This window comes from Acinetobacter sp. Tr-809, assembly GCF_011753255.1.
Classification (GTDB): domain Bacteria; phylum Pseudomonadota; class Gammaproteobacteria; order Pseudomonadales; family Moraxellaceae; genus Acinetobacter.
Genome location: NZ_VWVZ01000001.1, coordinates 50,055 through 76,464, shown reverse-complemented (window position 1 = coordinate 76,464; position 26,410 = coordinate 50,055). Strand labels below are relative to the sequence as shown.

21 protein-coding genes are annotated in these 26,410 nt (G+C 39.7%); 6 read left to right on the top strand and 15 right to left on the bottom strand.

Annotated features, from left to right (window positions below; genetic code table 11):
* The first annotated feature begins 57 nt into the window (after window positions 1–57).
* A complete protein-coding gene (locus F3J02_RS00355; protein ID WP_004806522.1) occupies window positions 58–837 on the top strand; it encodes a ferredoxin--NADP reductase in 780 nt (259 codons plus the stop codon).
* Window positions 838–971: 134 nt separating this feature from the next.
* Here F3J02_RS00355 and F3J02_RS00350 read toward each other — a convergent pair whose 3' ends face one another.
* Window positions 972–1,532 (bottom strand): TetR/AcrR family transcriptional regulator, encoded by a 561-nt coding sequence (locus tag F3J02_RS00350; RefSeq protein ID WP_167246660.1) that lies wholly within the window; start codon window positions 1,530–1,532, stop codon window positions 972–974.
* 448 nt (window positions 1,533–1,980) lie between these two features.
* On the opposite strand from F3J02_RS00350, the gene F3J02_RS00345 reads away from it, so the two are divergent.
* Both F3J02_RS00345 and F3J02_RS00340 read left to right on the top strand, forming a co-directional pair.
* Window positions 1,981–2,835: a hypothetical protein gene (locus F3J02_RS00345; protein WP_167246658.1), complete on the top strand. Its 855-nt coding sequence runs from the start codon at window positions 1,981–1,983 to the stop codon at window positions 2,833–2,835.
* A 168-nt stretch (window positions 2,836–3,003) separates the two neighbouring features.
* Entirely contained in the window at window positions 3,004–3,459 is a 456-nt protein-coding gene (locus tag F3J02_RS00340) for a DUF441 domain-containing protein (protein WP_005204306.1), read from the top strand.
* Between the two features lie 89 nt (window positions 3,460–3,548).
* Here F3J02_RS00340 and F3J02_RS00335 read toward each other — a convergent pair whose 3' ends face one another.
* Complete coding sequence (locus F3J02_RS00335; RefSeq protein ID WP_167246656.1) at window positions 3,549–4,469, bottom strand: LysR family transcriptional regulator; 921 nt, start codon at window positions 4,467–4,469, stop codon at window positions 3,549–3,551.
* A 391-nt stretch (window positions 4,470–4,860) separates the two neighbouring features.
* Between F3J02_RS00335 and F3J02_RS00330 the strand changes: the two genes are divergently transcribed.
* Window positions 4,861–5,556, top strand: a complete 696-nt coding sequence (locus F3J02_RS00330) for an epoxyqueuosine reductase QueH (protein WP_167246654.1) — start codon at window positions 4,861–4,863, stop codon at window positions 5,554–5,556.
* 51 nt (window positions 5,557–5,607) lie between these two features.
* On the opposite strand, the gene F3J02_RS00325 is transcribed toward F3J02_RS00330, so the two are convergent.
* Window positions 5,608–6,399, bottom strand: coding sequence for a DUF4198 domain-containing protein (locus F3J02_RS00325; protein WP_167246652.1), 792 nt, complete (start codon window positions 6,397–6,399; stop codon window positions 5,608–5,610).
* 195 nt (window positions 6,400–6,594) lie between these two features.
* Here F3J02_RS00325 and F3J02_RS00320 point away from each other — a divergent pair, with 195 nt between their 5' ends.
* On the top strand, window positions 6,595–7,815 hold the full coding sequence (locus tag F3J02_RS00320; RefSeq protein WP_167246650.1) for an MFS transporter: 1,221 nt from the start codon (window positions 6,595–6,597) through the stop codon (window positions 7,813–7,815).
* A gap of 26 nt (window positions 7,816–7,841) precedes the next feature.
* On the opposite strand, the gene F3J02_RS00315 is transcribed toward F3J02_RS00320, so the two are convergent.
* The 6 genes from F3J02_RS00315 to F3J02_RS00290 all read right to left on the bottom strand — a co-directional run bounded on the left by F3J02_RS00315 (window position 7,842) and on the right by F3J02_RS00290 (window position 13,443).
* The gene (locus F3J02_RS00315) at window positions 7,842–8,447 is read right to left on the bottom strand and encodes a DUF2238 domain-containing protein (RefSeq protein WP_167246649.1); all 606 of its coding nucleotides are present in this window, start codon (window positions 8,445–8,447) and stop codon (window positions 7,842–7,844) included.
* Window positions 8,448–8,542: 95 nt separating this feature from the next.
* On the bottom strand, window positions 8,543–9,496 hold the full coding sequence (locus F3J02_RS00310) for a siderophore ABC transporter substrate-binding protein (RefSeq protein WP_167246647.1): 954 nt from the start codon (window positions 9,494–9,496) through the stop codon (window positions 8,543–8,545).
* 9 nt (window positions 9,497–9,505) lie between these two features.
* Window positions 9,506–10,270, bottom strand: a complete 765-nt coding sequence (locus tag F3J02_RS00305; RefSeq protein ID WP_167246645.1) for an ABC transporter ATP-binding protein — start codon at window positions 10,268–10,270, stop codon at window positions 9,506–9,508.
* Window positions 10,261–11,217 carry an iron chelate uptake ABC transporter family permease subunit gene (locus F3J02_RS00300; RefSeq protein WP_167246643.1) on the bottom strand — a complete coding sequence of 319 codons (957 nt, stop codon included), beginning with the start codon at window positions 11,215–11,217 and terminating at the stop codon, window positions 10,261–10,263. The genes F3J02_RS00305 and F3J02_RS00300 overlap by 10 nt, the downstream gene beginning before the upstream one ends.
* Window positions 11,207–12,163, bottom strand: a complete 957-nt coding sequence (locus tag F3J02_RS00295) for an ABC transporter permease (RefSeq protein WP_167246640.1) — start codon at window positions 12,161–12,163, stop codon at window positions 11,207–11,209. The genes F3J02_RS00300 and F3J02_RS00295 overlap by 11 nt, the downstream gene beginning before the upstream one ends.
* A 296-nt stretch (window positions 12,164–12,459) precedes the next feature.
* Window positions 12,460–13,443, bottom strand: coding sequence for an ion transporter (locus F3J02_RS00290; RefSeq protein ID WP_167246638.1), 984 nt, complete (start codon window positions 13,441–13,443; stop codon window positions 12,460–12,462).
* A 259-nt stretch (window positions 13,444–13,702) separates the two neighbouring features.
* Between F3J02_RS00290 and F3J02_RS00285 the strand changes: the two genes are divergently transcribed.
* Window positions 13,703–15,160 carry a DASS family sodium-coupled anion symporter gene (locus tag F3J02_RS00285; RefSeq protein WP_167246636.1) on the top strand — a complete coding sequence of 486 codons (1,458 nt, stop codon included), beginning with the start codon at window positions 13,703–13,705 and terminating at the stop codon, window positions 15,158–15,160.
* 109 nt (window positions 15,161–15,269) lie between these two features.
* Here the strand turns inward: F3J02_RS00285 and F3J02_RS00280 are convergent, their stop codons facing one another.
* The 6 genes from F3J02_RS00280 to F3J02_RS00255 all read right to left on the bottom strand — a co-directional run bounded on the left by F3J02_RS00280 (window position 15,270) and on the right by F3J02_RS00255 (window position 26,400).
* On the bottom strand, window positions 15,270–15,491 hold the full coding sequence (locus tag F3J02_RS00280; RefSeq protein ID WP_167246634.1) for a hypothetical protein: 222 nt from the start codon (window positions 15,489–15,491) through the stop codon (window positions 15,270–15,272).
* Between the two features lie 303 nt (window positions 15,492–15,794).
* Window positions 15,795–18,434 carry a bifunctional aconitate hydratase 2/2-methylisocitrate dehydratase gene (locus tag F3J02_RS00275; RefSeq protein ID WP_167246632.1) on the bottom strand — a complete coding sequence of 880 codons (2,640 nt, stop codon included), beginning with the start codon at window positions 18,432–18,434 and terminating at the stop codon, window positions 15,795–15,797.
* A 260-nt stretch (window positions 18,435–18,694) separates the two neighbouring features.
* A complete protein-coding gene (locus F3J02_RS00270; protein WP_032878237.1) occupies window positions 18,695–19,054 on the bottom strand; it encodes a hypothetical protein in 360 nt (119 codons plus the stop codon).
* A gap of 102 nt (window positions 19,055–19,156) precedes the next feature.
* Window positions 19,157–19,624 carry a DUF4124 domain-containing protein gene (locus F3J02_RS00265; protein ID WP_167246630.1) on the bottom strand — a complete coding sequence of 156 codons (468 nt, stop codon included), beginning with the start codon at window positions 19,622–19,624 and terminating at the stop codon, window positions 19,157–19,159.
* Window positions 19,625–20,541: 917 nt separating this feature from the next.
* Window positions 20,542–21,285: a hypothetical protein gene (locus F3J02_RS00260; protein ID WP_167246628.1), complete on the bottom strand. Its 744-nt coding sequence runs from the start codon at window positions 21,283–21,285 to the stop codon at window positions 20,542–20,544.
* Window positions 21,286–21,894: 609 nt separating this feature from the next.
* Window positions 21,895–26,400 (bottom strand): translocation/assembly module TamB domain-containing protein, encoded by a 4,506-nt coding sequence (locus F3J02_RS00255; RefSeq protein ID WP_167246626.1) that lies wholly within the window; start codon window positions 26,398–26,400, stop codon window positions 21,895–21,897.
* Window positions 26,401–26,410 lie beyond the last annotated feature (10 nt).

Below are 26,410 nucleotides of genomic sequence, written 5' to 3'. Positions count from 1 at the left end.
GAATGATTTTAGATTAGAATAGCGATCTGTTTCTTTTAACTGTGATCGAGACCTTTAATGGCTGCTTTTAACGTTGAACGCATTACTCATGTTCACCACTGGAATGACACGCTTTTCAGTTTTAAAACTACACGCGACACTAGCTTACGTTTTAAAAATGGTCAGTTTGTGATGATCGGCCTTGAAGTGAATGGTAAGCCTTTAATGCGTGCTTATTCGATCGCGAGTGCGAATTATGAAGAAGAACTCGAATTCTTCTCTATTAAAGTACAAGACGGTCCATTAACTTCTATTTTACAAAAAGTACAAGTGGGCGACGAAATCCTGATTTCTAAAAAACCTACAGGCACTTTAGTACACGATGATCTATTACCAGGTAAAAATTTATACCTTCTATCTTCTGGTACAGGTCTTGCACCATTCCTTTCGCTCCTTCGTGATCCAGAAACTTACGAAAAGTTTGAAAAAGTAATTATGGTTCACGGTACACGTTATGTATCTGAACTTGCTTATCAAGATTTGATCTTAAATGAACTTCCAAACCATGAATTCTTTGAAGAATTAGGCATCAAAGACAAATTGGTATATTACCCGACTGTGACACGTGAACCATTCCACACACAAGGTCGTGTAACGACTGCAATTGAATCTGGCGAGCTATTTGAAAAAATTGGTTTACCACGTTTCAACCGTGAAACTGATCGTGCAATGCTATGTGGTAGCCCTGCTTTCCTTAAAGATGTTGCAGCACTACTAGATGAACATGGTTTAGTTGAATCACCACGCATGGGCGTTATGGGTGATTATGTCATTGAACGAGCATTTGTTGAAAAATAATACTTATCAATAATAGAGAAAAGCCGAGGTGTTAACCTCGGCTTTTTTTTAAATATGATTTAAATTAAGCTTAATTTTTATTTATATTAATTTTCATAAAACCGTCATTTAATAAAACTAAATAAAATAATTCATTAAGCTGCTTCTAAATGAATCAGACGCTCAATATAATACCAACACTCTTCGATTTGCGCATGATCCTTATTCACTTTTGCATACGCTGTCATACCATCAAGGATATTGATATACATCGCTGTAAGTACGTGTGGTTGAAATACCTTAGCCTTTTCAAATAAATTCTCAACCAAAGCCATTAACCACTCACGATACTCTACAATTGGCCCAATAATTGAAGGATATTGTTGTAGAATTTCTAAAGAAGCTTTTTGAAACATACAGCCATGAAAATCATCTGAATTAAACCAAGACAAATGCCAAAAATAGACTGCCTTGATTTTCCCCAGATAATCATCTGTTGGAATTAAGCTAATTTCATGTTCAATGGCTGCCTGAATACTTTTATTCCTTCGAGATAAACACTCCTCGATCAGGTTCTCTTTGGATGGAAAGTATTTGTAGAAAGTCATTTTAGCAACGCCCGACTCACTAATAATTCGATCCACACCCACAGAGCTGTAGTTATGACGGTTAAAAAGGTCTAGAGCCGTTGTAATAATATCTTCTTTTTTTGACATTTTATTATCCTTTTAGAATTCTATCAAAAAATTTAATGCATTTTTTAGACATAGTTTACATGCTGGAAAGTTCTGGCCACTATGTATGTTTATGTTATTTTAAGAGCATTATAGAAAAGTTATATTTTCTTAATTTTCCCTCTTATAGGGTATGTAAAAATCAGTCTACATACAAGATCATTTGTAAAAAAATCTTTCTATTTTTAAAATATTTGTTTTTTCCGTGAAACATTTCACCTTTTTCTTACAGTTAAGTTAATTCATAAACTTTCTTACTATTTTTTAGCCGACTTAATAAATTGATTTCACAAAAAAATCATTTTATATTTAAATCATCCAATAAAAAGATGTTTGGTTGAACTAATAGTTATATTCATAAGCAACCAAAAAAAATCTAACTAAATAATTGGAAAAGCAATAATATTATTAATTCATCGAGTACAAGACTATGCCAAAAAAATTTGAAAACTTTAACAACCCAAGACAGAAAGCTATTGAAGGAATGAAGAATAGTATTTCTGCAGAACAATGGAACAAGAATCTGAACTTTCTGAAACAATTACGCGAGGAAATTTCAAATCATCCTGTTTCACGCCACCCAGCCATTCAACTTTTAAATGACGGTGTAATTGATAAAGAAACCTTAAAACACATTCATTTAGAATATCGCCATGCCATCGTACAGGTATTTACTGATGCATTACTAATGGCACAATTTCAAACTAAACAATTAGAACCACGTTTATTATCTGGCTCTAAAATGTTCCCGCGCTTTTTACTTAATCTTAATATTTTAGATGAATTCGGTTTCCGTCCTGGTCTCGATGAAGAAGACTACTATTCTGGTAATCCAGAATATGCGCACTACCCACTGTTTGAAGATGTGTTAAATGACTTTGAACTCAGTCAATCAGAACGTAATGACTACCAGCCTTCTCTCATTTCTCAACGTGTTCGCAACTATTTGGAAAACTCATTTGATAGCTATCAAGCTGTCTCTGCGTTGTTGGCTGTGGCAGAAGAAGAAGTCATTTTATTTAGCCCTGCATTACGTCAGGCTACCAATGCTGTAGGCTTTGATGTAGATAGTGGATACTACTTTGTACATGGCGTTTCACATGATGCAACAGCGGAAGCTGCGGATGATGATCATGAAGATGATTTATGGTTCGTGTTAGCCCAAGCCTGTGTCGAATCTGAATATGCATCGATCCGCCAAATTTGTCTTGAATATTGTGATTTGTGGGAACAATTCTGGGATGAACAAATTGCATATTATGGAACATTTAAAAAACTGGCTTAATCTCTTTTGCTTAAGGAAGCCATCTTCAACTTTTAGTTGAATGATGGCTTTTTGGAGATTCAGAAAAACAGAGTATCGATGCGCCAAGAAGTTCAAATGCTAATTTAGCCAAAGTCAGCTTTCAATTTACGATATAATTCAACTTTCTTTCCCCTAAACATTTCGCGCATGTTTTCACAATTCGATGTCAACTTATTGGTTCTGCTTGTTTTATTGGGCTGCGGGATCTTTAGTCAAAACACGGCCGTAACAGTAGCCGCTGCTTGCCTGATTTTAGTCAAGCTTACGCCTTTAAATCAATTTTTCCCTTATATTCAAAATCATGGTCTGAATATTGGTATTATCATCCTGACGATTGGCGTACTGGCACCTATCGCAAGTGGCAAAATTAGCGGTGAAAGTATTCTAAAATCGTTTATCAGTATCAAATCCCTAGCTGCGATCGCTGTTGGCTTATTAGTGGCATGGCTTGGTGGCCGTGGCGTCAAGCTAATGAGTAATCAACCCGATGTGGTAGCTGGCCTTCTGATTGGAACTGTCGCAGGTGTTGCGCTACTCAGAGGTGTCCCTGTTGGTCCACTGATTGCCGCAGGAATCTTATCCTTGCTGATAGGGAAATCTTAGTTGCTTTAAAATGATGAACTGACAACACGATCCTGACCAATGCAAAGGTAGTGGTTTTACCCAACTACCTTTGGAATAACCAAAGCTTATTATTCTTCATAATAGACTGTACGTAACTTTGAAAATTTCTCCAGTTGCTTAATAAAACCTTCAAAATAATTCTTTTCTTTGTCTTCGGCACGATAACCTGCATATAACTTGCGTCTTAAACCTTGAGGTGAAACACAGTCCAAACGGCGGCTCACCACCCAGCCTTTTTGCTCATACTCATTTACCACCCAATCTGGCAAAGCGGCTATACCGCGTCCACTTGCCACCAATTGAATCAACATCTGAGTCAAATCAGTGGTCCGAATATGCTTGGGTTGAATATTTTCAGGGATAAATAAATGCGCCATGATATCCAAGCGATGTTTATCAACAGGATAGGTAATCAAGGTTTCTTCAGCTAAATCTTGTACTGAAACATGCTCGGCACGTACCAAAGGATGGGTATTCGATAGCACCAAACGTGACTCATATTCAAAGATCGGGAAATACTCAATCCCTTTTAATGCAATTGGATCAGCCGTAATCAATAGATCAAACTCAGCATTTTGCAAGAGTTCATGGGGGTTAGACTCAAAGCCTGCTGCGAAATCCAAATCTACGTCAGGATATTGCAGACGATATTGATTGAGTAACGGCATCAACCAATCAAAGCAGCTATGGCATTCAGATGAGAAAATAATTCGCCCAGTTTGCCCGTGCACAATACGCGTAATATCGGTTTGCGCAATTTGCACCTGAGGCAATACATCATCTGCCAGTTTAAGTAAACGCTCCCCCACATTGGAAAAACTCACAGGGCGGCTACGACGATTTACAACCTCTACCCCATACCAGTGATCCAATTCTTTTAATTGATGTGAAATTGCAGATGGGGTAAGACATAGATCTGTTGCAGCAGAGACCAATGAACCGTGTTCTCTTAAAGCAATTAAAGTTTTTAAATGACGAAGTTCTAGCATAGTAATGGCCTAGCAGTTAAATCCTCTAAACTTCCCTTTTTAAGGGAAACTTAGCACCTCACATAATCAGATTTTGAATACTAGGTTATCCATCCTTTTAAAAAGGTCGGAAAGGATTTTATTGAATATAATTCATCTTAGCATTAAATTAATGAGTTTGTCTCAATCTTGATTTTAATTCATCATTTTTACATCAAATGAAATATATTCATCTTGGCTGACGTGAACATCTCAGTCTTGATAGAAAACTTAAACCAAAGCAAAAAAGATGCTGTAAAGATTGAAGTAATCTTTATTAAAAAATTTTCAGCATGAACTGAGAACATTTCATTTAATTCAACCGCAACAAGCTTTTAAAACTTTTACAATAGACGATTATCTGCTGCAGACCATGCCTACGATGACCCATCAAAGTCAAAAGACACTTGAACGCCAAACACTCAGCCTACCTGAAGGACACGACAAACTGTTGCTGCATTCATGCTGTGCCCCATGTTCAGGTGAGGTGATGGAAACCTTAATTGAGTCAGGCATCGACTTTTCAATTTTTTTCTATAATCCCAATATCCATCCAGTCAAAGAATATCTAATCCGTAAAGAGGAAAATATTCGCTTTGCCGAGAAGCATAATATTCCATTTATCGATTGTGACTATGACACGGATAACTGGTTTGCACGCGCCAAAGGCATGGAAAATGAGCCTGAAAAAGGTATTCGCTGCACTATGTGTTTTGATATGCGCTTTGAACGCACAGCACTATATGCCTATGAGAATGGCTTTAGCTTGATCAGTAGTTCACTGGGTATTTCACGTTGGAAGAATATGCAGCAAATCAATGACTGTGGTCTACGTGCTGCTGCACATTATCCTGATATTCAATATTGGGACTATAACTGGCGTAAACATGGTGGTGCGGTACGCATGCTAGAAATCAGCAAACGCGAAGAGTTCTATCAACAGGAATATTGTGGTTGTGTTTATTCGCTTAGAGATAGTAATCGATGGCGTATGAGCAATGGTCGTGATCGAATTAAATTGGGCGTTAAATTTTATAGTAATGCCATGGATGATGAGTCAAATCAATAAAAGTGACATTGAAATAAAAGGCTAATTCATCAGAATTAGCCTTTTCGCTTCTTAATTTACAGCAACACTAATAATACTATAGAACTGATTGCTTGGCTTTTGCTTCGCATCGACCGCTTCGCTAACTTCAATCAGGTATTCGCCTGCTTTAGCAAAAACTAAATCAGCACTACCATCTGCGGCAGTCTTCAAGCTTATGCCTTGCTTATCTGTTGCACCTTTAGCACGAATGACCACATTGGCATTGGTCAATGCTTGATTGGCTTTCGATACCTTAATCTTCACCGTTTGATTGGCCTTTAGCTCACTTGGATGGGTTAAAAACTCAACTTGAATCGATGCTGTGCTTGCCTGCACTGGCGTGCTCTTTTCTTTAGACACATAAGTCAAAAATGTCCATTCACGGGTAATTTCGACAGGTGTAAATTTTTTCGCTTTTAAATCCGAAGGAATGACAAAATCACGCTCAGCTTTAGCAGGTGCTTTGTCTGCTGGCATATCAAAGAACATTTTCCATTCTTTTTGATCTTGCACATATTTCAATGGATAACTGGCACTGGTTTTGACCGTATAAGTCCCTGCTTCAGGCAATTTCAAGTCAAATACTGTTGCCGAACCGAGCTTAGAATCTGGCTCAATCGTGGTTTTAGTATGATTTGGTGCGGTAATTTCAAACTTCGCATCTTTTAATGCGTATTCACTCTGTAAAGCTTCTTCTGCATAACCCGAGATAATTGCAACTTGGGTTTGTTCCGTTGTATATGCAAGCGGTGCAACATAGGGTTCATGAGCAAAGCTATAACCTGACACCACAACCAATGAACTGATTAATAATTTTTTCACTCTCTTCCCACCCTTTATAAACATTCAGCTAAAAATTGTCTGCTTTGCATTATACATAAATGAAAACAATTATCATTCAATTAATCAATTTTTATGCTGTATCTGCAAACCAATTGCGATAAAAATTGTGTTCCATTTCACCTTTCCTAAAGCGAGTCGAATATAATACAGCAGTACTTTTTAACTCGAAATATTATGTCCTCGCCAAGCTCTCCCTTAGATTCCACACCCTCACACAACTATTCTTTATTTCTGGTTATTTTCTCCCTTGCTGTTGGTAGTTTCTGTATCGGCACCACCGAATTTGTGGCGATGGGACTAATCCAGGAAATTGCCACCGATTTAAATGTCAGTGTGCCGCATGCAGGCTATTTCATCAGTGCCTATGCACTTGGTGTTATGGTGGGTGCACCGATTATTGCGATTTTAGGGGCAAAAGTACCACGAAAGACGCTATTGCTCAGCTTGATGCTTTTTTATGGTTTGGCCAATGCAGCAACCGCTTTTGCGACTACACCTGAAGCCATGCTACTGTCTCGCTTTATTGCAGGATTTCCACACGGTGCTTACTTTGGTGTAGCAGCATTGGTTGCGGCTGAACTAGCTGGCAAACAGCGTCGTGCCACAGCGATTGCTCAAGTCATGATGGGTTTAACAATTGCCAATGTTATTGGCGTACCGATTGCCACATGGCTGGGTCAACAATTTGGCTGGAAATCAGGTTTTGAGTTTTCTGCGGTGATTGCGTTTATTACCCTGATCGGTGTCAGCCTATTTGTTCCCAATATCCCATTGCAGAAAACTGCCAGTATCAAAGCGGAGTTGGCAGGCTTAAAAAATATCAATATGTGGCTCACCCTCGCCGTTGGTGCAATTGGCTTTGGTGGCATGTTCTCAGTGTATAGTTATGTCTCACCAATCCTAACCGAATATACCCATGCCGATATCCGCGTGGTGCCTGTGGCCCTCGCGATTTGGGGTGTTGGTATGGTGATTGGTGGCTTGGTTGCCGGCTGGTTGGCAGATAAAAATCTATTTAAAACCATTATTGGCATCCTAATCAGTTCTGCACTCGCCTTTGTTGCGGCCAGTTTTATGATGTCCAATCTCTATACCGCAATTGCTGCCCTATTCTTGATTGGGTTTACTGTGATCGGTCTAGGCGGTGCCTTGCAAACCCATCTGATGGATATTGCGGGTGATGCACAAACTTTGGCAGCCTCACTGAATCATTCAGCTTTCAACTTGGCCAATGCGCTCGGTGCTTTCTTGGGCGGTTGGGTCCTTAGTCATAATATGGGTTGGTTAGCACCGATTTGGGTGGGTTTTGTCTTAAGTTTAGGCGGTTTGGCGATTCTATTGATTGCGCTAGCATACGCCAAATATTCACAAAAAAATGAATCTGCAGTGTCTTAACTGTAGATTCATTGCTTTGGCGCTGACTAGATTAACTTTGCAATTTGTCGATCATGCCATCGAGAGAATAACAATAAGGCTGTGATCGACCCAATCAAGGCAAAAAACATATCTGACTGTGTATCCCACTCATCCCCTTGTGTTCCCAAAAATTCTTCTGCCCCTTGCCCCAAAGACAATGCAGCCCCCCATTCAATCAATTCATAGCTGGCACTGATTGCCAATACAATACAGATCACAATGAAACTGAGCATTTTGCCTTTGCTTAAAATATGATTACGAATCAGGATTTCACGCGCAGCTATGGCAGGTACAAAGCCTTGCATAAAGTGTCCAATTTTGTCATAAGGATTACGTTCTAAACCAAACCATTGTGCCATTTCAAAACCCAACGGCACGCGCGCATAGCTATACGCCCCACCTACAATCAGCACGATGGCATGCAAGAAAATAAGTCCATATAACAGAGGGCTGAGCGGAAAAGCTTTGTAAGTGGCGAATAATAACGGGACCACAATCAATACGGGTATCACTTCAAGCCACCACGTGGTTCGATCGAAAGGCTGAATTCCAGAAATCAGCAGCAAAATGGCTAAAATCGCTGTACCCAAATACAGTAAAGAAATACGCATGATGTTATAAAAATAGTGATTTATTAAATCCCATCATATAAAAAACCCAAAGGAAGTCCTTCGGGTTTTTGTTATAAAATCAGCAGATTGAATTTTTACTTCACAGCATCTGCCACTTCTTTCAACATGTCCTTCATACCATCTAGACCATTGTTCATCAAATACCAGTTACTTGAATCCAGATAAACAATATTGCCATTTTGAGCTGCTTTGGTCTGATTGATAATCTTATTATTTAATACCTGCTTTGCGCCCTGCTGATTTTCAGTAATCGCTGCTCCACGGTCAATCACAAATAAATAATCTGGATTTTTCTGAGCGATAAATTCATGCGACACCGCCATACCATGCAAGCCGACTTTGATTGAAGGATCTGCGGGGGTAAAACCATATAAGTCATGGATATTACCAAAACGTGAACCTGGACCATAAGCAGCAATTTTGCTGTTATTCACCAAAATCACCAATGCTGTTTTACCTTTGGTTTTGGCTTTTAATGCGTTAATGTCTTTTTCTAAAGTTTGCAACTGCTGCTCAGCTTCTGGCTTTTTAGCCACCATTTCAGCGATATTTAGGGTTTGCTGTTTAAAGGAATTAAACTGATCGTTGTAGTCCACATCGACAAAATAAGTTGGCGCAATCTGTTTGATTGGATCAAGTAGGTTTTCCATACGTCCACTCATGAGAATCAGCTCAGGCTGACTGGCCGCAATTTTTTCCAGATTCGGCTCTTTGACTGTACCGACATCAAGATATTTACCATCGTTAAAATCTTGTAGAACTTTCGGTAAAGGTGTGCCTTTTGGCAAAGCGACCACTTTATCACTCGCCCCCAAGGCATGAATCGTATTCAGCGCATTGGTATCCAGTACTGCAATCCGAGACAAATTAGCTGGAATGCGAATCTGACCAGCCTTGCTGTTAAAACTCAAACTGTCATGCGTAGCAGTGGTATTTACGTCCTGTTTCGCAGAAGGTGCTTCGGAATTACTACATGCAGCCAAGACCACACTCAGCATCATGACTGGCAATGTTTTTTTGAAAAGCATAACGAACTCCTAACTAATAAAATACAAACCTAATTTGTGCTGTTGAATTTGTTGAATCGGGATATGAAAATCAAAAATATCCTTGAGAATGCGTTCATCCATCATCTGTTGTGGATGACCTTGGTAGACCAGTTGCCCTTCTTTCATGGCAATGATGTGATCGGCATACACTGAGGCAAAATTAATGTCATGAATTACCACAATGATGGATTTACCATGATTTTCAGCCAGATCTTTTAACACCTTCATAATCTGTGAAGAGTGCTTCATATCTAGATTATTCAAAGGTTCATCCAGCAAGATGTAATCGGTGTCTTGCGCCAGAATCATGGCGATATAAGCGCGTTGGCGTTGTCCACCCGATAATTCACTAATTTGGCGATGTCGTAATGCTTCTAAATCCATGTAGGTAATAGAACGATCAATCACTTTGCGATCTTCTGAAGTTAAGCGTCCTTGCGAATAGGGAAAACGACCAAATGCCACCAAATCTTCAATACTGAGTCTCAACTCGGTATGGTTGGACTGTTTCAAAATCGCTAGCTTTTTCGCGATCTCGGCACTTTTCATTTGACTTAGATCTTGTCCATCCAGCAAAACTTGTCCCTGATCAGCCTCAATTAGACGGCTCATCATCGAAAGTACGGTACTTTTGCCCGCACCATTCGGGCCAATAAAAGCAGTAAACTGACCTTTGGCAATACTCAGGGAAAGCTCTTGTACCACCTGTTGTTGCTGATAACTTTTGCTTAAATTCTTTAGCTCTATTGCCATTTTTTATTTTCCTTCAGTAATATCCAGAAGAAATAAATTCCACCGACAAAATTAATGATCACACTGAGCGTGGTTTTGAAATTCAAAAGATGCAATACGATGAATTGCCCGATCATCAAACACAGGATGCTGACCAGAATAATGCCGAGTAATAAGATGTGATGTTGATGGGTCTTGAACAGCTCAAGGGTAATGTTAAGGACCAACAAGCCAAGAAACATCATCGGACCTGCTAGGGCTGTAGCAGAAGCTAGTGCCAATACCACAAGAATGAGAAGCAAACGACTGGTCTTGTCATAATCCAAACCTAAGTTCAAAGCATGATCACGCCCCAGCGCCATCACATCGAGCTTGTGGTAGTGTTTTAGGCTGTAAAACAGAATTGGCACAATGGTTAGCAAAGACAGCCCAACCGTTTCCATTTTCACCACATTAAAACTGGCAAAACCAGCATAGGCTGCAATCTGAAATTCATCAGGATCGAGTAAGACTTGAAAGAAGGTGGTCATGTTGTCGAATAAGGTTGAACAGATCAGCCCCACCAACAGCAGGAAGTAAATATTTTGCTGTGCAACATTCTTGAAAATAAAGTGGTACAACACCAAGGCAAAGCTCAGCATCAACACCAAGCTAATCAAATAATCCAAGACAAAGTTAAATGACAGCAAGGTGCTGGCACCAAAGAAATAAATAATCTTGGTCTTGGATAATTCATATAACTTATCCAATCCTAGAGCCTGCGGTGTCACGACCCGATTATTGACAATGGTATGGAAGACCAAAGTTGATACACCGACAGCGACACCTGCGACAATAATTGCAGCAACAGTTTTCACGCGCAAACCAAGTGCATATTGCCAAGCCACACCCAAATTCCAACCCAGATACAAGGCAATGCTGAGGATAGCTAAAAAGGCTAAAACAATGAGCTTAGTTTTATGTGGCATAGCGATATCTCCTGAGCAATAACCACAGGAAAATCACACTACCAACGATGCCCATAATCAGACTCACTGACACCTCATAGGGATAGATCACTACCCTACCAAATACATCACAGAGTAGAACCAGCAAAGCCCCCAGAAGTGCCGTATGAGATAAGGTTCGACGGATATTGTCGCCTAGATATAAGCTGACCAAATTCGGTACAATCAGCCCAAGAAAAGGAATCGCGCCAACAGTCACAATCACCACACCAGTAATCACCGAGACCAGTAGTAAGCCCAGAAATAAAGTCTGTTTATAATTGAGTCCAAGATTGGTGGCAAAATCCTGTCCCAAGCCTGCCAATACAAAACGATTGGCAAAGATATAAATCAGAATCAAGACAGGAACACTAAGATAAATCAGCTCATATTGACCATTTAAAATGGTAGAAAAGTCCCCTTGCAACCAACCCGCCAAGTTCTGCAATAAATCCAACTGTAAGGCGATAAAGGTAGTAAAGGCCGAGATAATACTGCCGAAAATCATCCCGACTAATGGAACAAAAACCGTATCTCGATGCTTGAGGGTCGCCAGAATGCTCATAAATACCATCGCCCCGATCAGTGTCACCGCAATCGCAAAACCTGTTTTGACAAAGATAGAAGCACTTGGCAGCAAGATAATCGAAACCAATACACCTAAACGGGCACAGTCATATAAACCTGCGGTAGTTGGAGAAACAAAACGGTTGCGGCTGAGTGATTGCATAATCAAGCCACAGACACTCAGACCCGCACCTGCCACAATAATTGCCATAAGACGCGGTAAACGACTAGTCCAAAACAACTGCCAGTCATGTGAATTTCCTGCCCACAAGCCTGCAAGGTTCATCTCACCAACACCGACAAATAAGGAAATAAATGCCAATGGAAGCAATAATAAAATTAGATAACGCCGCTTAATCATGTTGGGAGAACTTCATCAGTTGCGTAAACTTAAAATAAGCTTAAAAATTACAAAACACTAAATAAGAAACTATCACAAATGATAAAGATTATTGTTAACTTTTTTAAATGAAATAGCATCTATGTGAAGAAGCGCTTAATGGACTGAACTTTACTTTTAATTTTTAATAAAAAAGCCCTGAGTCTCAGTGTTACCAAACTTTAGAGCAAATTGGGTGTCGTCTACTGAGGATAAATAACTAAGCAAGGCAAAATTTTGCTTAAGTCTTTGGCTACATTTTTATAATAAATTTCAAATTATTCAGAGAGCTTTTCGCCACAATGCGGACAAAAACGGTACTGTTTCTTTTCCTGCTCCTGATCTTCAAGCAGCTTTTCCCTGACCAATTGCATAATAATTTCATGGGTCTGCTCTTTGGGTAAACCGACCTTTTTGCGAATCCGTTCAATTTCAATCTGATCATGTAACAGGTCCAAGCCTTTGGCCTGTAATACCTCTCTAAACTCTTGCTCAAGCCGCTGATTACGCATATTTAGTTCATTGGCAAGGCCAGAAGCCAAAATACCCGCAGGCAAAGCAGCAATACCGACACCAAGAATGGTAATGAATGCACCAAGTATCCGCCCCAAGTTAGTCACAGGGGTCACATCGCCATAACCAACTGTGGTTAAGGTAACTACTGCCCACCACATCGATTGTGGTATTGAACTAAACGCCTCAGGCTGGGCTTTATTCTCAACCACATAAATCGCAGATGCCGTCATTACAATCATAATGACCAAGATAAAAATAACCGCTTGGAATGAGCCTTTTTCGCGTTGGATAACGCGCAATAAAATTTGCAAGGAAACAAAATAACGGGTTAGCTTGAGTAACCGAACCAAACGTAAGACCCGTAAGAAACGCAAATCGATCGGAACAATGAAATTGAGATAAGCTGGCAAAATCGCCAATAAATCGATAATTGCGCCACCACTTTTCATCCAACGAATCCGCTGTTTCCAAGCAGCTTGTTGTGGTTCTTCCTCAACAATACTCCAGAGCCTGAGTAAGTATTCGCCACTGAATATAATAATCGAGAGATTTTCAAAGAAATCGAAATAAGGCTTGTACAGTTGATAAAATTCGTTGACTGACTCCAACAGAACCGCAGCAACGTTGCCAATAATCAAGGCAATCAGTACATAGTTTACGCAGCGGCTAATCGTACTTTTATAGTCATCATTGTGCAGATTGTCATAAACAAAGCGTCTTAATTGCTGCCATGAAAATTGAGTCATACCATACTTATTGTTTGATCAAGCAAGCTAAAAATGTAGCATGATGCTTTCATATTTAATAAGGGATTTTAACCTAACACCCTATTTTTCTCGTTTTAAAACAAAATTATTTGCCCTATATAACGCTGTTTCAACAAAACTTTCTTTGCAGTTTGACGCTCGCTTCAACGATAATAAAAGCTTAGTGGTTATTTTCTTTAACGATTCATTCATAAAGAACTATAAATTTTATTAAACCCGTACAACAAGGGGAATTTACATGGGATTCAAAGCTCTCCCGACGCTGATCTCTTTATTTATTGCATTACTGATCTGGTTCGTGATTCCTGTACCCGCTGGCGTTGATCCTGACGCATGGCATTTATTAGCGATGTTTGTCGGTGTAATTGCCGCTATCATTGGTAAAGCCATGCCAATTGGTGCAATTGCAATTATTGCCATTACTTTGGTCGCTGTGACAGGTGTCACTAACGATAGTCCAAGTGGTGCAATTCAAGATGCGCTCAGCAGCTTTGCCAATCCGCTGATCTGGTTGATTGGTATTTCAATCATGATTTCTAAAGGTTTGCAAAAAACGGGATTAGGCGCACGCTTAGGCTATTTATTTATTGCGGTTTGGGGCAAGAAAACCATTGGTATCGGTTATAGCATGGTACTGTCTGAACTGATTCTTGCACCTGTTACCCCAAGTAATACCGCACGCGGTGGCGGAATTATTCACCCGATTGTACGTGCAATTTCTACCAGTTATGACTCTGACCCTGCCAAAGGCACCGAAAGCCGAATGGGGAAATATTTAGCTTTGGTCAACTATCAAGCCAACCCCATTACTTCTGCCATGTTTATTACCGCAACCGCCCCTAACCCGTTGGTGGTTGATCTGGTCGCGAAAGCAACCAATAGTCAGATTTCCTTGAGTTGGAGTACATGGGCACTGGCGATGTTATTACCTGGTTTGATTGCCTTGATCATCATGCCGTTGATTATGTACTGGATGTATCCACCTGAAGTCAAAGAAACTCCGAATGCAGCTCAGTTTGCCAAAACTAAGTTAAAAGAAATGGGACCTGTCAGCAAAAATGAAATCATTATGCTGGGGGTATTTGGGATTTTACTGCTGTTATGGGCAGGCATCCCTGCTATGATCTTTGGTTCAGCTTGGTCGGTTGATCCCACCACGACTGCCTTTATTGGTTTAGGTTTGCTGTTGATCTCAGGTGTATTGACTTGGGAAGATATTCTGACGCAAAAAAGCGCGTGGGATACCATCACTTGGTTCGCAGCTTTGGTGATGATGGCGACTTATTTAAATAAGCTCGGTTTAATCACGTGGTTCTCAGGTGTACTAGAAACCGGGATTGGTCATTTAGGACTGAGCTGGATGCCCGCCTGTTTATTGTTAATACTCGCCTATCTTTATGCACATTATATGTTTGCCAGTACCACAGCACATATTACTGCCATGTTTGCAGCCTTCTATACCGCAGGACTGGCGTTAGGCGCACCACCGATGTTATTTGCCTTAATGATGGCAGCAGCGTCAAGCATCATGATGACCTTAACCCATTATGCAACGGGTACATCGCCTGTAGTGTTCGGTTCGGGTTACACCACACTGGGTGAATGGTGGAAAGCTGGCTTTGTCATGAGTGTCGTCAATATCATCATCTTTGTGGTGATTGGCGGGCTTTGGTGGAAAGTGTTGGGTTATTGGTAGGATAATTTAGTTTAAAAAAGCCCCTTACAGAAGGGGCTTTTTCATGTAGCTAATTTGAAGGGTACTAGAATTATAAACCTACACAGCGAATAAAATGATATCAGCATCATTAATCAGGCTTGATATCATAAACCCAGTTTCGTGCTTGTTGCTCTGTCGTCGTTTCGCAGACGTAGTAATCTTGATGCCACGAGTCTTGATGGAAGATTTCCTTTTTGCGGTAGCTGACTTGTTTGCCATTTTCGACACAGATAAAACTGTCACCTTGATCTTTCACAGCTGAACCGTTAAGAAATCCACCAATACATAAGAAGCGGGATTGTTTCGCCATATAATTAAATCAACTTTCTAAATCACTCATTTTCGATGATTAAACGATGGATTATTTGAACTGTAAAGACAAATTTAGATGGTCATATCAATTAAGCTTATTAGATAGGTACAGCACAGGAATTACTAATTTTTTGGATTTATAGCTGATTTCAAAATTTAGATGAATTAAAAATTTTTCAAAAAAAATAAGGGCCGATTAATCAGCCCATATTTTTTAGCTCAAGCAAATCATAGATTTGCTCTTCTTGCGAAGTGATACTTCTCAGGGAAAAGCCTTTCGGCTTTTCTTAATCCTAGCTCATTAGGTCAATTGAGCAGCTTGGATTTTCTTAGTATCAACTTGATCAGCTTCTTTTGTATATTCGCTCATCTTGTCGAAGTTCAAGTATTTGTAGATGTCAGCAGAAGCACTATCGATTTGCGACGCGTACTGTTGATATTCTTCTGGGCTTGGTAATTTACCAAGAACCGCAGCTACAGATGCAAGCTCAGCAGAAGCCAAGTAAACATTTGCACCTTGACCTAAACGGTTCGGGAAGTTACGTGTAGAAGTCGATACACATGTTGTGTTCGGTGCTACACGTGCTTGGTTACCCATACACAATGAACAGCCTGGCATCTCTGTACGCGCACCAGCACGGCCATAGATGTTATACAAGCCTTCTTCCATCAATTGATGCTCGTCCATACGTGTTGGTGGAGCCAACCATAAACGAGTAGACAATGAACCACCAGGTACTTTGTCAAGTAACTGACCTGCTGCACGGAAGTGACCGATGTTGGTCATACAAGAACCGATAAATACTTCATCAATCTTGTCGCCTTGAACGTCAGAAAGAAGTTTCGCGTCATCTGGATCGTTCGGGCAGCAAAGAATTGGTTCTTTGATGTCAGCAAGATCGATTTCGTAAACTTTTAAGTATTCAGCATCAGCATCAGCTTTCAACAAGCTTGGGTTATCTAACCACTTCTGCATGTTTTCAGCACGACGTGCCATTGTACGCGCATCGCCATAACCTTCTGCGATCATCCACTTCAACATGGTGATGTTAGAACGTAAGTACTCAGCAACTTTCTCTTCAGAAAGTGTGATTGAACAGCCAGCAGCAGAACGCTCAGCAGATGCATCAGAAAGTTCGAATGCTTGCTCTACGGTCAAGTCATTTTCCATTTCTGATAAATCGATCTCAAGGATACGACCAGAGAAGATGTTTTTCTTACCTTTCTTCTCTACAGTTAAGTCACCCGCTTGAATCGCGTAGTAAGGAATTGCATGTACAAGGTCACGTAAAGTGATACCAGGCTGCATCTTACCTTTGAACTTAACAAGTACAGATTCAGGCATATCAAGTGGCATAACACCAGTTGCAGCTGCGAACGCAACAAGACCAGAACCCGCTGGGAATGAAATACCGATTGGGAAACGTGTATGTGAGTCACCACCAGTACCAACAGTATCTGGAAGTAACATACGGTTTAACCAAGAGTGGATAATACCGTCACCTGGACGTAAAGATACACCACCACGGTTCATAATGAAGTCAGGTAATGTATGGTGAGTTGTTACGTCAACTGGTTTTGGATACGCAGCAGTGTGACAGAAAGACTGCATCACTAAGTCAGCTGAGAAGCCCAAGCATGCCAAGTCTTTTAACTCATCACGCGTCATCGGACCCGTTGTATCTTGAGAACCAACAGTGGTCATCTTAGGTTCACAGTAAGTACCCGGACGGATACCTTGGCCTTCAGCTAAACCACATGCACGACCAACCATCTTCTGCGCTTGAGTGAAGCCTTTGCCAGTGTCAGCAGGTTGTACTGGTGTACGGAACAATGCTGAAGGTGCAAGACCTAATTCTTCACGCGCTTTCGCAGTCAAGCCACGACCGATGATCAAGTTAATACGACCACCAGCACGTACTTCGTCTAAAAGTACAGGGGTTTTAAGCTCAGCTTCTGCAATTTGTGCACCGTCTTTGAATGCAGTTACTTTTGCAGCAGCGTGATCAATTTTCAATACAACTTCGTCGCCCATGTTCATGTTGGCAACGTCGATTTCTACAGGTAATGCACCTGCATCTTCCATTGTGTTGAAGAAAATTGGCGCGATTTTAGAACCTAAGCACACACCACCATCTTTTTTGTTTGGAATGTGTGGAAGTTCGTCACCGAAGAACCAAAGTACAGAGTTAGTTGCAGATTTACGAGAAGAACCTGTACCAACAACGTCACCCACGTAAGCAACTTGGTTGCCTTTCGCGATTAGATCTTTGATTTGGTTTAATGGACCAACTTCACCTGGTTTTTCAGGGTTGATACCGTCACGCTCGTTTTTCAACATTGCGTTTGCGTGTAATGGGATGTCTGGACGGCTCCAAGCGTCTTGAGCTGGAGACAAGTCATCCGTATTGGTCTCACCTGTTACTTTGAACACAGTGATTTTGATTTCTTCTGGAACGTCAGCACGGCTTGTGAACCATTCTGCATCAGCCCAAGATTGTAATACTGCTTTAGCAGCGGCATTGCCTGCTTTTGCTTTGTCAGCTACGTCATGGAATGCATCAAATACAAGAAGTGTTTTCTTTAACGCTTCAGCAGCTAATTCTGCAAGCTCAGCATTGTCTAGAAGTTCAACAAGTGGTGCTACGTTATAACCACCAAGCATTGTACCTAGTAAGTAAACTGCACGTTCTTTAGATACGAGTGGAGAGGTTGCTTCGCCTTTTGCAACAGCAGCTAAGAAAGCAGCTTTTACATATGCAGCTTGGTCAACACCTGCTGGAACACGATTTTCTAGTAAATCTACTAAATAAGCTTCTTCACCTGCTGGTGGATTTTTTAATAAGGCTACGAGTTCAGCAGTTTGAGCATCATCAAGCGGCTTCGGTGGGACTCCGAGTGCGGCACGTTCTTTAACGTGTTGGCGGTAAGCTTCTAGCACAGTGTTATTCCTCTTTTTTAAAAAATTACTTGTAAGTTCCAGCTTGCTACAAGCTTTACAAGTAATGTGGACAAGCAAAATTTTACTAGACTTCGCGTTAAATGTTAATGCAACTACCGTATTTCTACGTGATGCCCATTATTTTATAGCGAAATGTTCATCCCTTGGAAATACCGCTTTGGTCTTAGGTTAAAGTCTAATAAAACAATAAATTACATCCATAAAAAAAGACAAACGGTGTTGTCTTTTTTATATACACATTAAAAAAGTTTATAGTTTGGCAGCTTGTCGTGTGGGGTAACCAAGCATTCTTGCATAAACTGTTTCTTTAAATTTTCACGTAATGCTTCTGGATCTTTTTTCAATTGATCGGCAGGAAGTGCATAAACCGTGTCCAAAATTTTAAAGATAAATTTGCGTGTCATTTCATCTTCAATCTTTGCCGCATATTCCGTTGCTTGCTTTTGCTCAATTCCATTTTGACGATCTAAAGTAATCGAACGTGCTGCATTACCCACACTGACGCAATAGCCATGCCATTGTTCTTCAGGGGTTAATGGCTTTTTCTCAGCACAACCAGCCAAAACTAAACCTATTGCAATAAACAAAACTTTTTTCATCATCATACTGCGGCTAATTTGATGCACACATCATACTGAAACTTGTTTATTTTGCAAAAGGAAGCCTTTAAAACCATGCTTTCCGTAATAAAAACATACAAATCATTTGCTACAACGCATGTTATTGCCTAACTTTTGACACTTTCCTCCATTGGCAGAGAGATAAGTCGTACCCGCAACCAAACTATAATGCTTTCCCTTACTGTCCCAACATCTAACCCCATTGCAGTTTTTAACAGGAATAAGTATTTCACTTGTCGCAGTAAAATTGTTTGTGGTCGCCGTGGCTGCAGTTACAGGTTTGGTAGGTGTTGTTGCGGTAGTTGTTGTCAGCGTTGTAATTTTTGGCTCTTTGGGTGCAGTCGGCTGTTGTGCTGTAGTATTGCTATTCTTTTTAACAGGATCGAGCTGAGGTTCTTGTCGTTGTACAGGTTGTGGGGTTGCTGAATAAGTGGTGACGCCTTTGGCATCGACCCACTTATAATATTCCTTAGCATTGACTTGGAGTGTCGAACTGAATAGCACTAAGCCAAGCACTGCCCAAAGCTGACCAAAAGTGACAGATTTCATTTATTTTCTCCAAAAAATGTCATAAAATCATTAATTTTCAATAAGTTATATTAATTCTATCACATTTTTTATTTTCTAAAATAATTCGCCATAAAAAACCTGCTTTAAATAAAGCAGGTCTGTATTTTTAGTAGCTAACAAAACACTGTTCGGTACAGGCTGATTAATAAACGCAGCAGTTAATGTCCTCTTGAGAACAAACCTTAACAGCTAGCTTTGTAGCTTCCTCAATAATTTCTGCCTGAGCAGTTCTATATGTTGTCTCGCAAAAACATCACTGCACATTGATTATGATAGGTAATTCGCAGCTCGTAAGCTCCGCCACTTTTCTTTTTACAATCAGCTAGCGCTAAGCGTTCTGCTTTACTATTTGCTCACACTGTTGTTCCTAGTACACCACCTTTTGGTGATAGTGCAATTCCCCCCATGTCTTTATCCAATAACCTGTAAGTTGGGGTGTCTGCTGTGAACCACATTGCTATGATTGCTGCGTAATTCTTTTAAAGATTTATTCATTTCAGACTCTTCTTTTACGCACATCCTTCGATTTTACGGTTGCCAAAACATCACAACATGCACACTCAAAAAACAGATTTATATATTCCACCATAAAATCAACGCAATTCAGAACCATGGTTTTAACTTTAAGCCAAAGACTAGAATGACCTAAATAACAGACTTAAAATTCTAAATTATTAAAATAAAATAATGGATTGGTACTTAGAAATATTATCCAAACCATCAGCATAAGTATTAAAAAATTTCCCCAGATGGTTAATCCTCATTAATTTTTATGTGGATAGTATTTCGAGGGTAAATAAATCTGCTTTTTCATACAACCCAAATAATTCATTGCTAAGCAGTTTTTAATAACAGGCGAAAAAACAAAATTAACAATGATTATGCTCATAAATGCTTTATGGTGAATTTTCAGTATCTTGATCTTGTTGTTCAATGACTGGAGTATCTTGACTTGCTTTTTTAGCATCCAATTTTTTTAGATATTCCAAATCTATAGGTTTTATTTTAGTAAGTAGGATTGCATCTTTATGCTGCCTCATATAGCGCATAAACACCCCACCTAAAAAAACCTGGAGAATCATTGCGAAAAATAAAAATAAAGCAATAGGGATTACATTGGTCGCATTAATTTCTTTTTCAAAAAAATGTATAGGTACAAACATTGTAAAGTAAGCAGCTATTCCATTAATCATGAAAACAACTTCACCAATCTTACTTCTTTTTTCCGCACGTACTTCATCTATTGGCTGCTTAAGCTTAAATTGACCTAAAGACTCATCGAACTCAACAAGCTTGCCACAACTCTTTAGCTTATCAACAATAAATTTACTATTTTCATAGCTATTAACATGTACCAGTGATGGCAGATGAGTCTCAGCTGTCTTTAAAGATTTTTGATAGCTCAGAACTTTTCTTTTATATCTAAAAACATCCTTTTCATATTCTGAGTAAATATCAGATTCAATTTTCTGATCAAGCTCTTTGATTTTACGATTCCGCGTAGAATCATATAATGAAAAAACGTCTTGAATAATTCTTACTTTTTTGGCAAAAAAGTAAATAGCCAAGACAAAAATGATATATATAATAAAACTTGGAACACTTCCCGTTTCAATTATTTTGATCAATAGATCAATCATGGTGTATATAGCCCTCTTAGAAAAATCTCTTATCTTGTTTAATTATTTGTGTTCAGGAATGAATTAGATCTAAACATTTCATTGACGCAATTAATCATTTTAATTTTGATCTAAATCCCATCAATGATTTTATAAAAAAATCAAATACCTGATTAATTTTTATTTTTGCAATAGATCTAATAACTACCCTCACAAATTATTGATGCTCATCAAACCTTAGTGCTAAACATATTGATTAGGAAATGTAGAAATCCTACTTTAAAAATCAAAAAAAGCTAATTAAAACAATGAATTTATTTTCCAACTATAAGAATTAAATCAATAAATCGCAATAATTTTAATTTCCCAACAAATTAAAAAACATCCAGAAATTTAGTATAAAAATTATAGTTTATTCAAACAAAACAATAAGTTGGATTTTTAAACCCTTAAATTAACCATCAGCATAGACATTAAAAACTGTCCCAGACAGTTAATATATCTGTCCTGATTAATTTTTATGAGGATGTTTTTTTAGCGGTTTGGGGGAGTGTTACAAACATAAAAAAGAGGAACTATTTCATCGAAATAATTCCTCTTTCTGATTCTAAATCAAGCTATAAATCCTGTTTAGAACCTCCAATTGTAGAATACGTCAATCGCACGTTCTAAAGACTGGCTCGCTTCCAGATATAAACGACGGTTCATCTGATAACGCAAGGTCAATTTATTCACTGGGGTAAATACACCAATACCATAACGAATAAACAGATCTGGCGTGATATAACCTGTCAGACTTACTTGTGTATCATCCCCCGTACCCTGTGCATCCAATGCCAAACCGCTTAGACCAAAGGTTCGACCAATCTGGTTGGTCAAAGCACGCGTACCCCCCAAGCCCATACTAATACCCGCAGCAGCAATGGTATTATTCACGTCAGACTTAAAGCCTTCGGTATTGCTTAAACCACTGTTACCTTCATTAATACGGCCTGTGAGTAAGGCATTCAATGCTTCCTGTTCCGACAATCCCGCATCGTTATAAATTTGAATATTCGGTACAGTGGCAGTACCCGTGACGCGTACCCCGACCATACTACCTTGAACAGGTTTATTTGCATCAATATCTAGGGTTGGATTCGCCAATGGTCCATTAAAACGTGCAATCGCTCGGTTCAAATCAAGACTTTGACCATAGGCTTCGATCTTCACTTTTTGACTTACACCGATCGCACCATTGGCACGCATTGCCGTTTCCAAACCGCGTTGCGATAAGTGCAAACGACCAACCAATGGAATGGTACTTTCAAAACCTTGGAAAATGACTTGATTGCCTAAAGTCACGGTCATATCGGCACGAATATCCCAAGGCTTTGCTGCTTTTAACGTCGCAAGCAAATCCTGACCTTGTTGAACCACACGAACATCAGGTGACAAGTTCACTACGGTTGCAGAACTTTCAGGCATTGAAATTCGAGCGCGCGGTATATCAATTGTGCCTTTCAAACTTAACCGTTGATTAAATGGATAGACATCTAATGTCAGGTCAGGTTCTACAATCGCCGTGATCATTGGTGCTTGACGCACCAATAGGTTGTCACCTTTCAACGTCAGATTTAAATGTGGATCATTTTTCCAATCAAAATTACCTTTTAAGCGTCCAACACCCTGACCACTATTAAAAGCACCATCAATACTTGCAGATTGCTGGCGTATAGAGGAATACAACTGAATATTACTAAGGTTGACAGGCAAAGAGATCATCGAAATTGCACCATTTTTCAAGCGCATTTCACCGACGAACTCTGGTTGCGTCAAGGTACCATTCATCTTACCTGCCAAAGCCAAGGTACCAGACATTGAACGTACATCTTTAATAAAGGGTTTAAAGACTTTTAGTTGCACATCATCAAATGCAACTTCACCACGCATTGGCATATTGGCCTGATATGGATTAATAATCACATTGGCATAACCTGTACCAATATCAGGTGTCTTCATATCAACACGTAACAGTAAGCCTTCGCTGATGCTTTTTGCGATTACACTTAATTCGTCATAGGTTACCGTCGTTGCAGGATCTTGTGGATCGTCCGCAGCCAATCCAATTTCACCTTTGCGCGTTACCAATCGTGCATCAAGTTTAGGATGACTACCTTGAGCCCAAGATGCTTTAGCATAGCCATTGAGTTGACCTGTTACGGCCAAGCCCTCCGGCATGAATGCAGTAAAGTCTTTTAAATCTAAATTTTTAGTAATAAATGAAAAGCTACCTTTTTCTTTACTAATCCGTGCAGCTTGATCTAGACATAATTGGCTATTTGCACTTTGCCAGCAATGCTGACCAACATATAGCTCTTGTTGCGCTGTTGTGTAAATAATTGGAGCATTCTGATTCTGTACCAAATTGATATTGTGAGATTTAAAGCTACCTTTCTGAATCAACCCCAACCAATCATTTTTTGGATTAAAACCACCAGCAAGTTGTACATAAAAATTAGATTGGCGGTTTTTACTTTCAATCTTTAATAGATGTGCTTTACGCGTTCCAGCCAAATTCAAAGTTGCATGTTCAATTTCACGATTACCATTACGTAACTGATCTAATGTTGCAGTAAGTTGTGTTGGTGTAGTCTCAGAGGTAGGCAATTCACCTTGTACTTTTAGCGAACGAATCGTCACCAGATCATTAAAAGTAAAGTTATCAACCATCATATTTGCTGTAGCTTTCAAGCGAGGTTTCGATTGTACATTTAAACTGCCATAAGCACGCCCACGCAACCCTGGATAAAGCTCATACAATGCAGGCGCATTCAATTTAATAGCTAAATTTTGTGCATTTCCAGTTGCTTGAAGTTGGTTCTGTGCATAAGCAAGGAATAAATCATTGGCTTGAAATTGTTGTGGTAAGAATCCTTCTTGATTTGAATCCAGCAGCAAGCTTAGATTTCCACGACCTCGAATTGGCTTGTTATTGATAAAACCTGCGGCATTGAGCTCACGAATATCAATACGTTTCAGCTTATCTGACCAAACACCAAGTGTTTTAACTCGCCCAGAAACTTCACCTTTGACACTTGAAACAAAATATTGTGGTTTAAAACGGACTAATGAGGAGTCAATATCCCAACCCAATTTATCTTTGAGATTGACCGCACCCGTCGCATAAATCCTTCCTGCAACACCATCATGATTAAGTTCATTGATCTTGATGTAATCAGGCGTACCTGCAACCTTAATCTTTAATACACCATTGCCTTGATTCAAGGCATTTAAAGAACCATTGTAATCAACAGCAAAACTTTTAAATCCACCACCAGCTTTCTCATCATGGAAAATCAGTGCTGCAGTACTTTTGCCTTTTAGGGCGATCGTTTCTGTTTTATTTTCTTGTGGCAATTGCCCTGTTAAATCAATCTGTTCAAGCTGAATAATTTGTTGATTCGGCTTGGCAAATCCAGTGGCTTTAATCTCACCATTCAATAAGTTAATCGGTGCAGCCGCAGTAACAGTTTGCGGATTAAAATTCTGTGCTTTGAGCTGAGCTTGCCATGAAAGCTGCTGCTTCTCGGTTGGCAGCTTAACTTTGGCCTGACCTGACAAACTGCCTTTTTCCGCTTCATAACGGAAGTTTTCCACATCTAATAGATCACCCTTTACATCCAAACGCGCATCATATTTTCCTGTTGGTAATAACGCTTGTTCATGAGGGCGAATCGTGGTTGTGAGGTAAATGTCTTGCTGACCTTCTTTTAATGTCAGGTTGGTATGACCTTCTTCACTGCTGAGCCAGCCAATATATGGCATGGCACGGTCAATCCCTTTCCATGAAACATCCAACAACATCGGTTGTGCTTTTTTGTCTTTTTCTTCTGCTTGATTCAGCTTAACCGCCCAAGTTTCAAATTTGTCAAACGCAAGTTGTGCGTTCAGCACCAAACCTTTTTCCATTGAACCTATTGAGCTCAAGCTCGCATCCAAATTTGGCGGTAAGAAATCTTGTGCAATTTGCGGAACAGTTTTGTCTTTCGGGTCCAAGCGATCCAAACGCCCTTTAACATCCCAAGAGACATGATCATGCCAATTGACAAAACCCAGTAAGCTCACTGCACCGCCCATCAACTGGCCATTAAATTCACGAATATTCAATTGATGAGTTAAATCAGTATCCATCAGCGCAGTATATTGCCCCTCTGGCACTTGTTCGCCTTTTAAATCTGTATTCAAACTTAAAGCTAATTTTTGGATATCGCCATTAAATTTTGCCACACCATCTTTGGCAAAAAGTTTCTGATCTTTCAACAACGGTAAATGGTAGTTTTTAAAAAACAACTCACCGTTCATTGGCACATGATCACGTACAGGATGTACAACCGCCCAAGCTGTCAATAAATCAGGAGTACGTGTTGCAATACCAACTTTCAACGTATCTAAAGAGCCTCTGGCCGCGACTTTAATGACATCAATATCGAGGCTTTTAAGTGATGGAATGATCAGGTCAGCTGTGGCATTAAGTGGATATTTACCACTAAAATCCATTTCTCCTGTTGCCTTATTTACTGCCAAAAACTCCATTTTCATGCGTGAATCTTTGAACTTTAATTTGGTTTCTGACCACAAAGCATCTTTAAGATAAATATCGCTAAAATTGACTTTAGATGTGGTGGTTTGAAGTTCTAAATGGTCCAGGCTCGCCTCATCAACCCGCAATACAAAAGGAAGTTTGATCGGGTCAAATCCAAATGGTTTGCCTGAAGGTGGCTTCTTATCAAGAATTTTTAGATTACGAACATCAGCATGGCTAAGATGCACTTCTTTTTTAAGGATGGCTCGCCAGCCCAAAGACACATCGGCACGATCCAAAGAAACATCAATTCCTTCTAGTCGCACCAATACATTTTTTAAAATAATGCCTGAAAGCAGATTACCGCTTTCATATTCGTATTTAATGGTTTTCTGGCTTTGAAGTACACGGTCTAATAGGAAACGGCTACCCTTATCCGTTGACATCATCACTACCAAAGAACTGACCAATAATAAAAGAATGATCAGTACAATCAGCAGAATATTTCGTAGAATACGCCGCTGTTGTCTTGGTTCAGTTGGAGGGGTAAGTTGCTGCTCTACTTCCGTCATAATCAACCCG

Bases quoted from the DNA above. Each gene is read 5' to 3' on its own strand.
- F3J02_RS00285 (WP_167246636.1), top strand. From the start codon at position 13,703: ATGGGATTCAAAGCTCTCCCGACGCTGATCTCTTTATTTATTGCATTA.
- F3J02_RS00255 (WP_167246626.1), bottom strand. From the start codon at position 26,400: ATGACGGAAGTAGAGCAGCAACTTACCCCTCCAACTGAACCAAGACAA.
- F3J02_RS00320 (WP_167246650.1), top strand. From the start codon at position 6,595: ATGTCCTCGCCAAGCTCTCCCTTAGATTCCACACCCTCACACAACTAT.
- F3J02_RS00335 (WP_167246656.1), bottom strand. From the start codon at position 4,469: ATGCTAGAACTTCGTCATTTAAAAACTTTAATTGCTTTAAGAGAACAC.
- F3J02_RS00260 (WP_167246628.1), bottom strand. From the start codon at position 21,285: ATGATTGATCTATTGATCAAAATAATTGAAACGGGAAGTGTTCCAAGT.
- F3J02_RS00355 (WP_004806522.1), top strand. From the start codon at position 58: ATGGCTGCTTTTAACGTTGAACGCATTACTCATGTTCACCACTGGAAT.
- F3J02_RS00280 (WP_167246634.1), bottom strand. From the start codon at position 15,491: ATGGCGAAACAATCCCGCTTCTTATGTATTGGTGGATTTCTTAACGGT.
- F3J02_RS00305 (WP_167246645.1), bottom strand. From the start codon at position 10,270: ATGGCAATAGAGCTAAAGAATTTAAGCAAAAGTTATCAGCAACAACAG.
- F3J02_RS00265 (WP_167246630.1), bottom strand. From the start codon at position 19,624: ATGAAATCTGTCACTTTTGGTCAGCTTTGGGCAGTGCTTGGCTTAGTG.
- F3J02_RS00290 (WP_167246638.1), bottom strand. From the start codon at position 13,443: ATGACTCAATTTTCATGGCAGCAATTAAGACGCTTTGTTTATGACAAT.
- F3J02_RS00330 (WP_167246654.1), top strand. From the start codon at position 4,861: ATGCCTACGATGACCCATCAAAGTCAAAAGACACTTGAACGCCAAACA.
- F3J02_RS00340 (WP_005204306.1), top strand. From the start codon at position 3,004: ATGTTTTCACAATTCGATGTCAACTTATTGGTTCTGCTTGTTTTATTG.
- F3J02_RS00295 (WP_167246640.1), bottom strand. From the start codon at position 12,163: ATGATTAAGCGGCGTTATCTAATTTTATTATTGCTTCCATTGGCATTT.
- F3J02_RS00345 (WP_167246658.1), top strand. From the start codon at position 1,981: ATGCCAAAAAAATTTGAAAACTTTAACAACCCAAGACAGAAAGCTATT.
- F3J02_RS00315 (WP_167246649.1), bottom strand. From the start codon at position 8,447: ATGCGTATTTCTTTACTGTATTTGGGTACAGCGATTTTAGCCATTTTG.
- F3J02_RS00270 (WP_032878237.1), bottom strand. From the start codon at position 19,054: ATGAAAAAAGTTTTGTTTATTGCAATAGGTTTAGTTTTGGCTGGTTGT.
- F3J02_RS00300 (WP_167246643.1), bottom strand. From the start codon at position 11,217: ATGCCACATAAAACTAAGCTCATTGTTTTAGCCTTTTTAGCTATCCTC.
- F3J02_RS00310 (WP_167246647.1), bottom strand. From the start codon at position 9,496: ATGCTTTTCAAAAAAACATTGCCAGTCATGATGCTGAGTGTGGTCTTG.
- F3J02_RS00350 (WP_167246660.1), bottom strand. From the start codon at position 1,532: ATGTCAAAAAAAGAAGATATTATTACAACGGCTCTAGACCTTTTTAAC.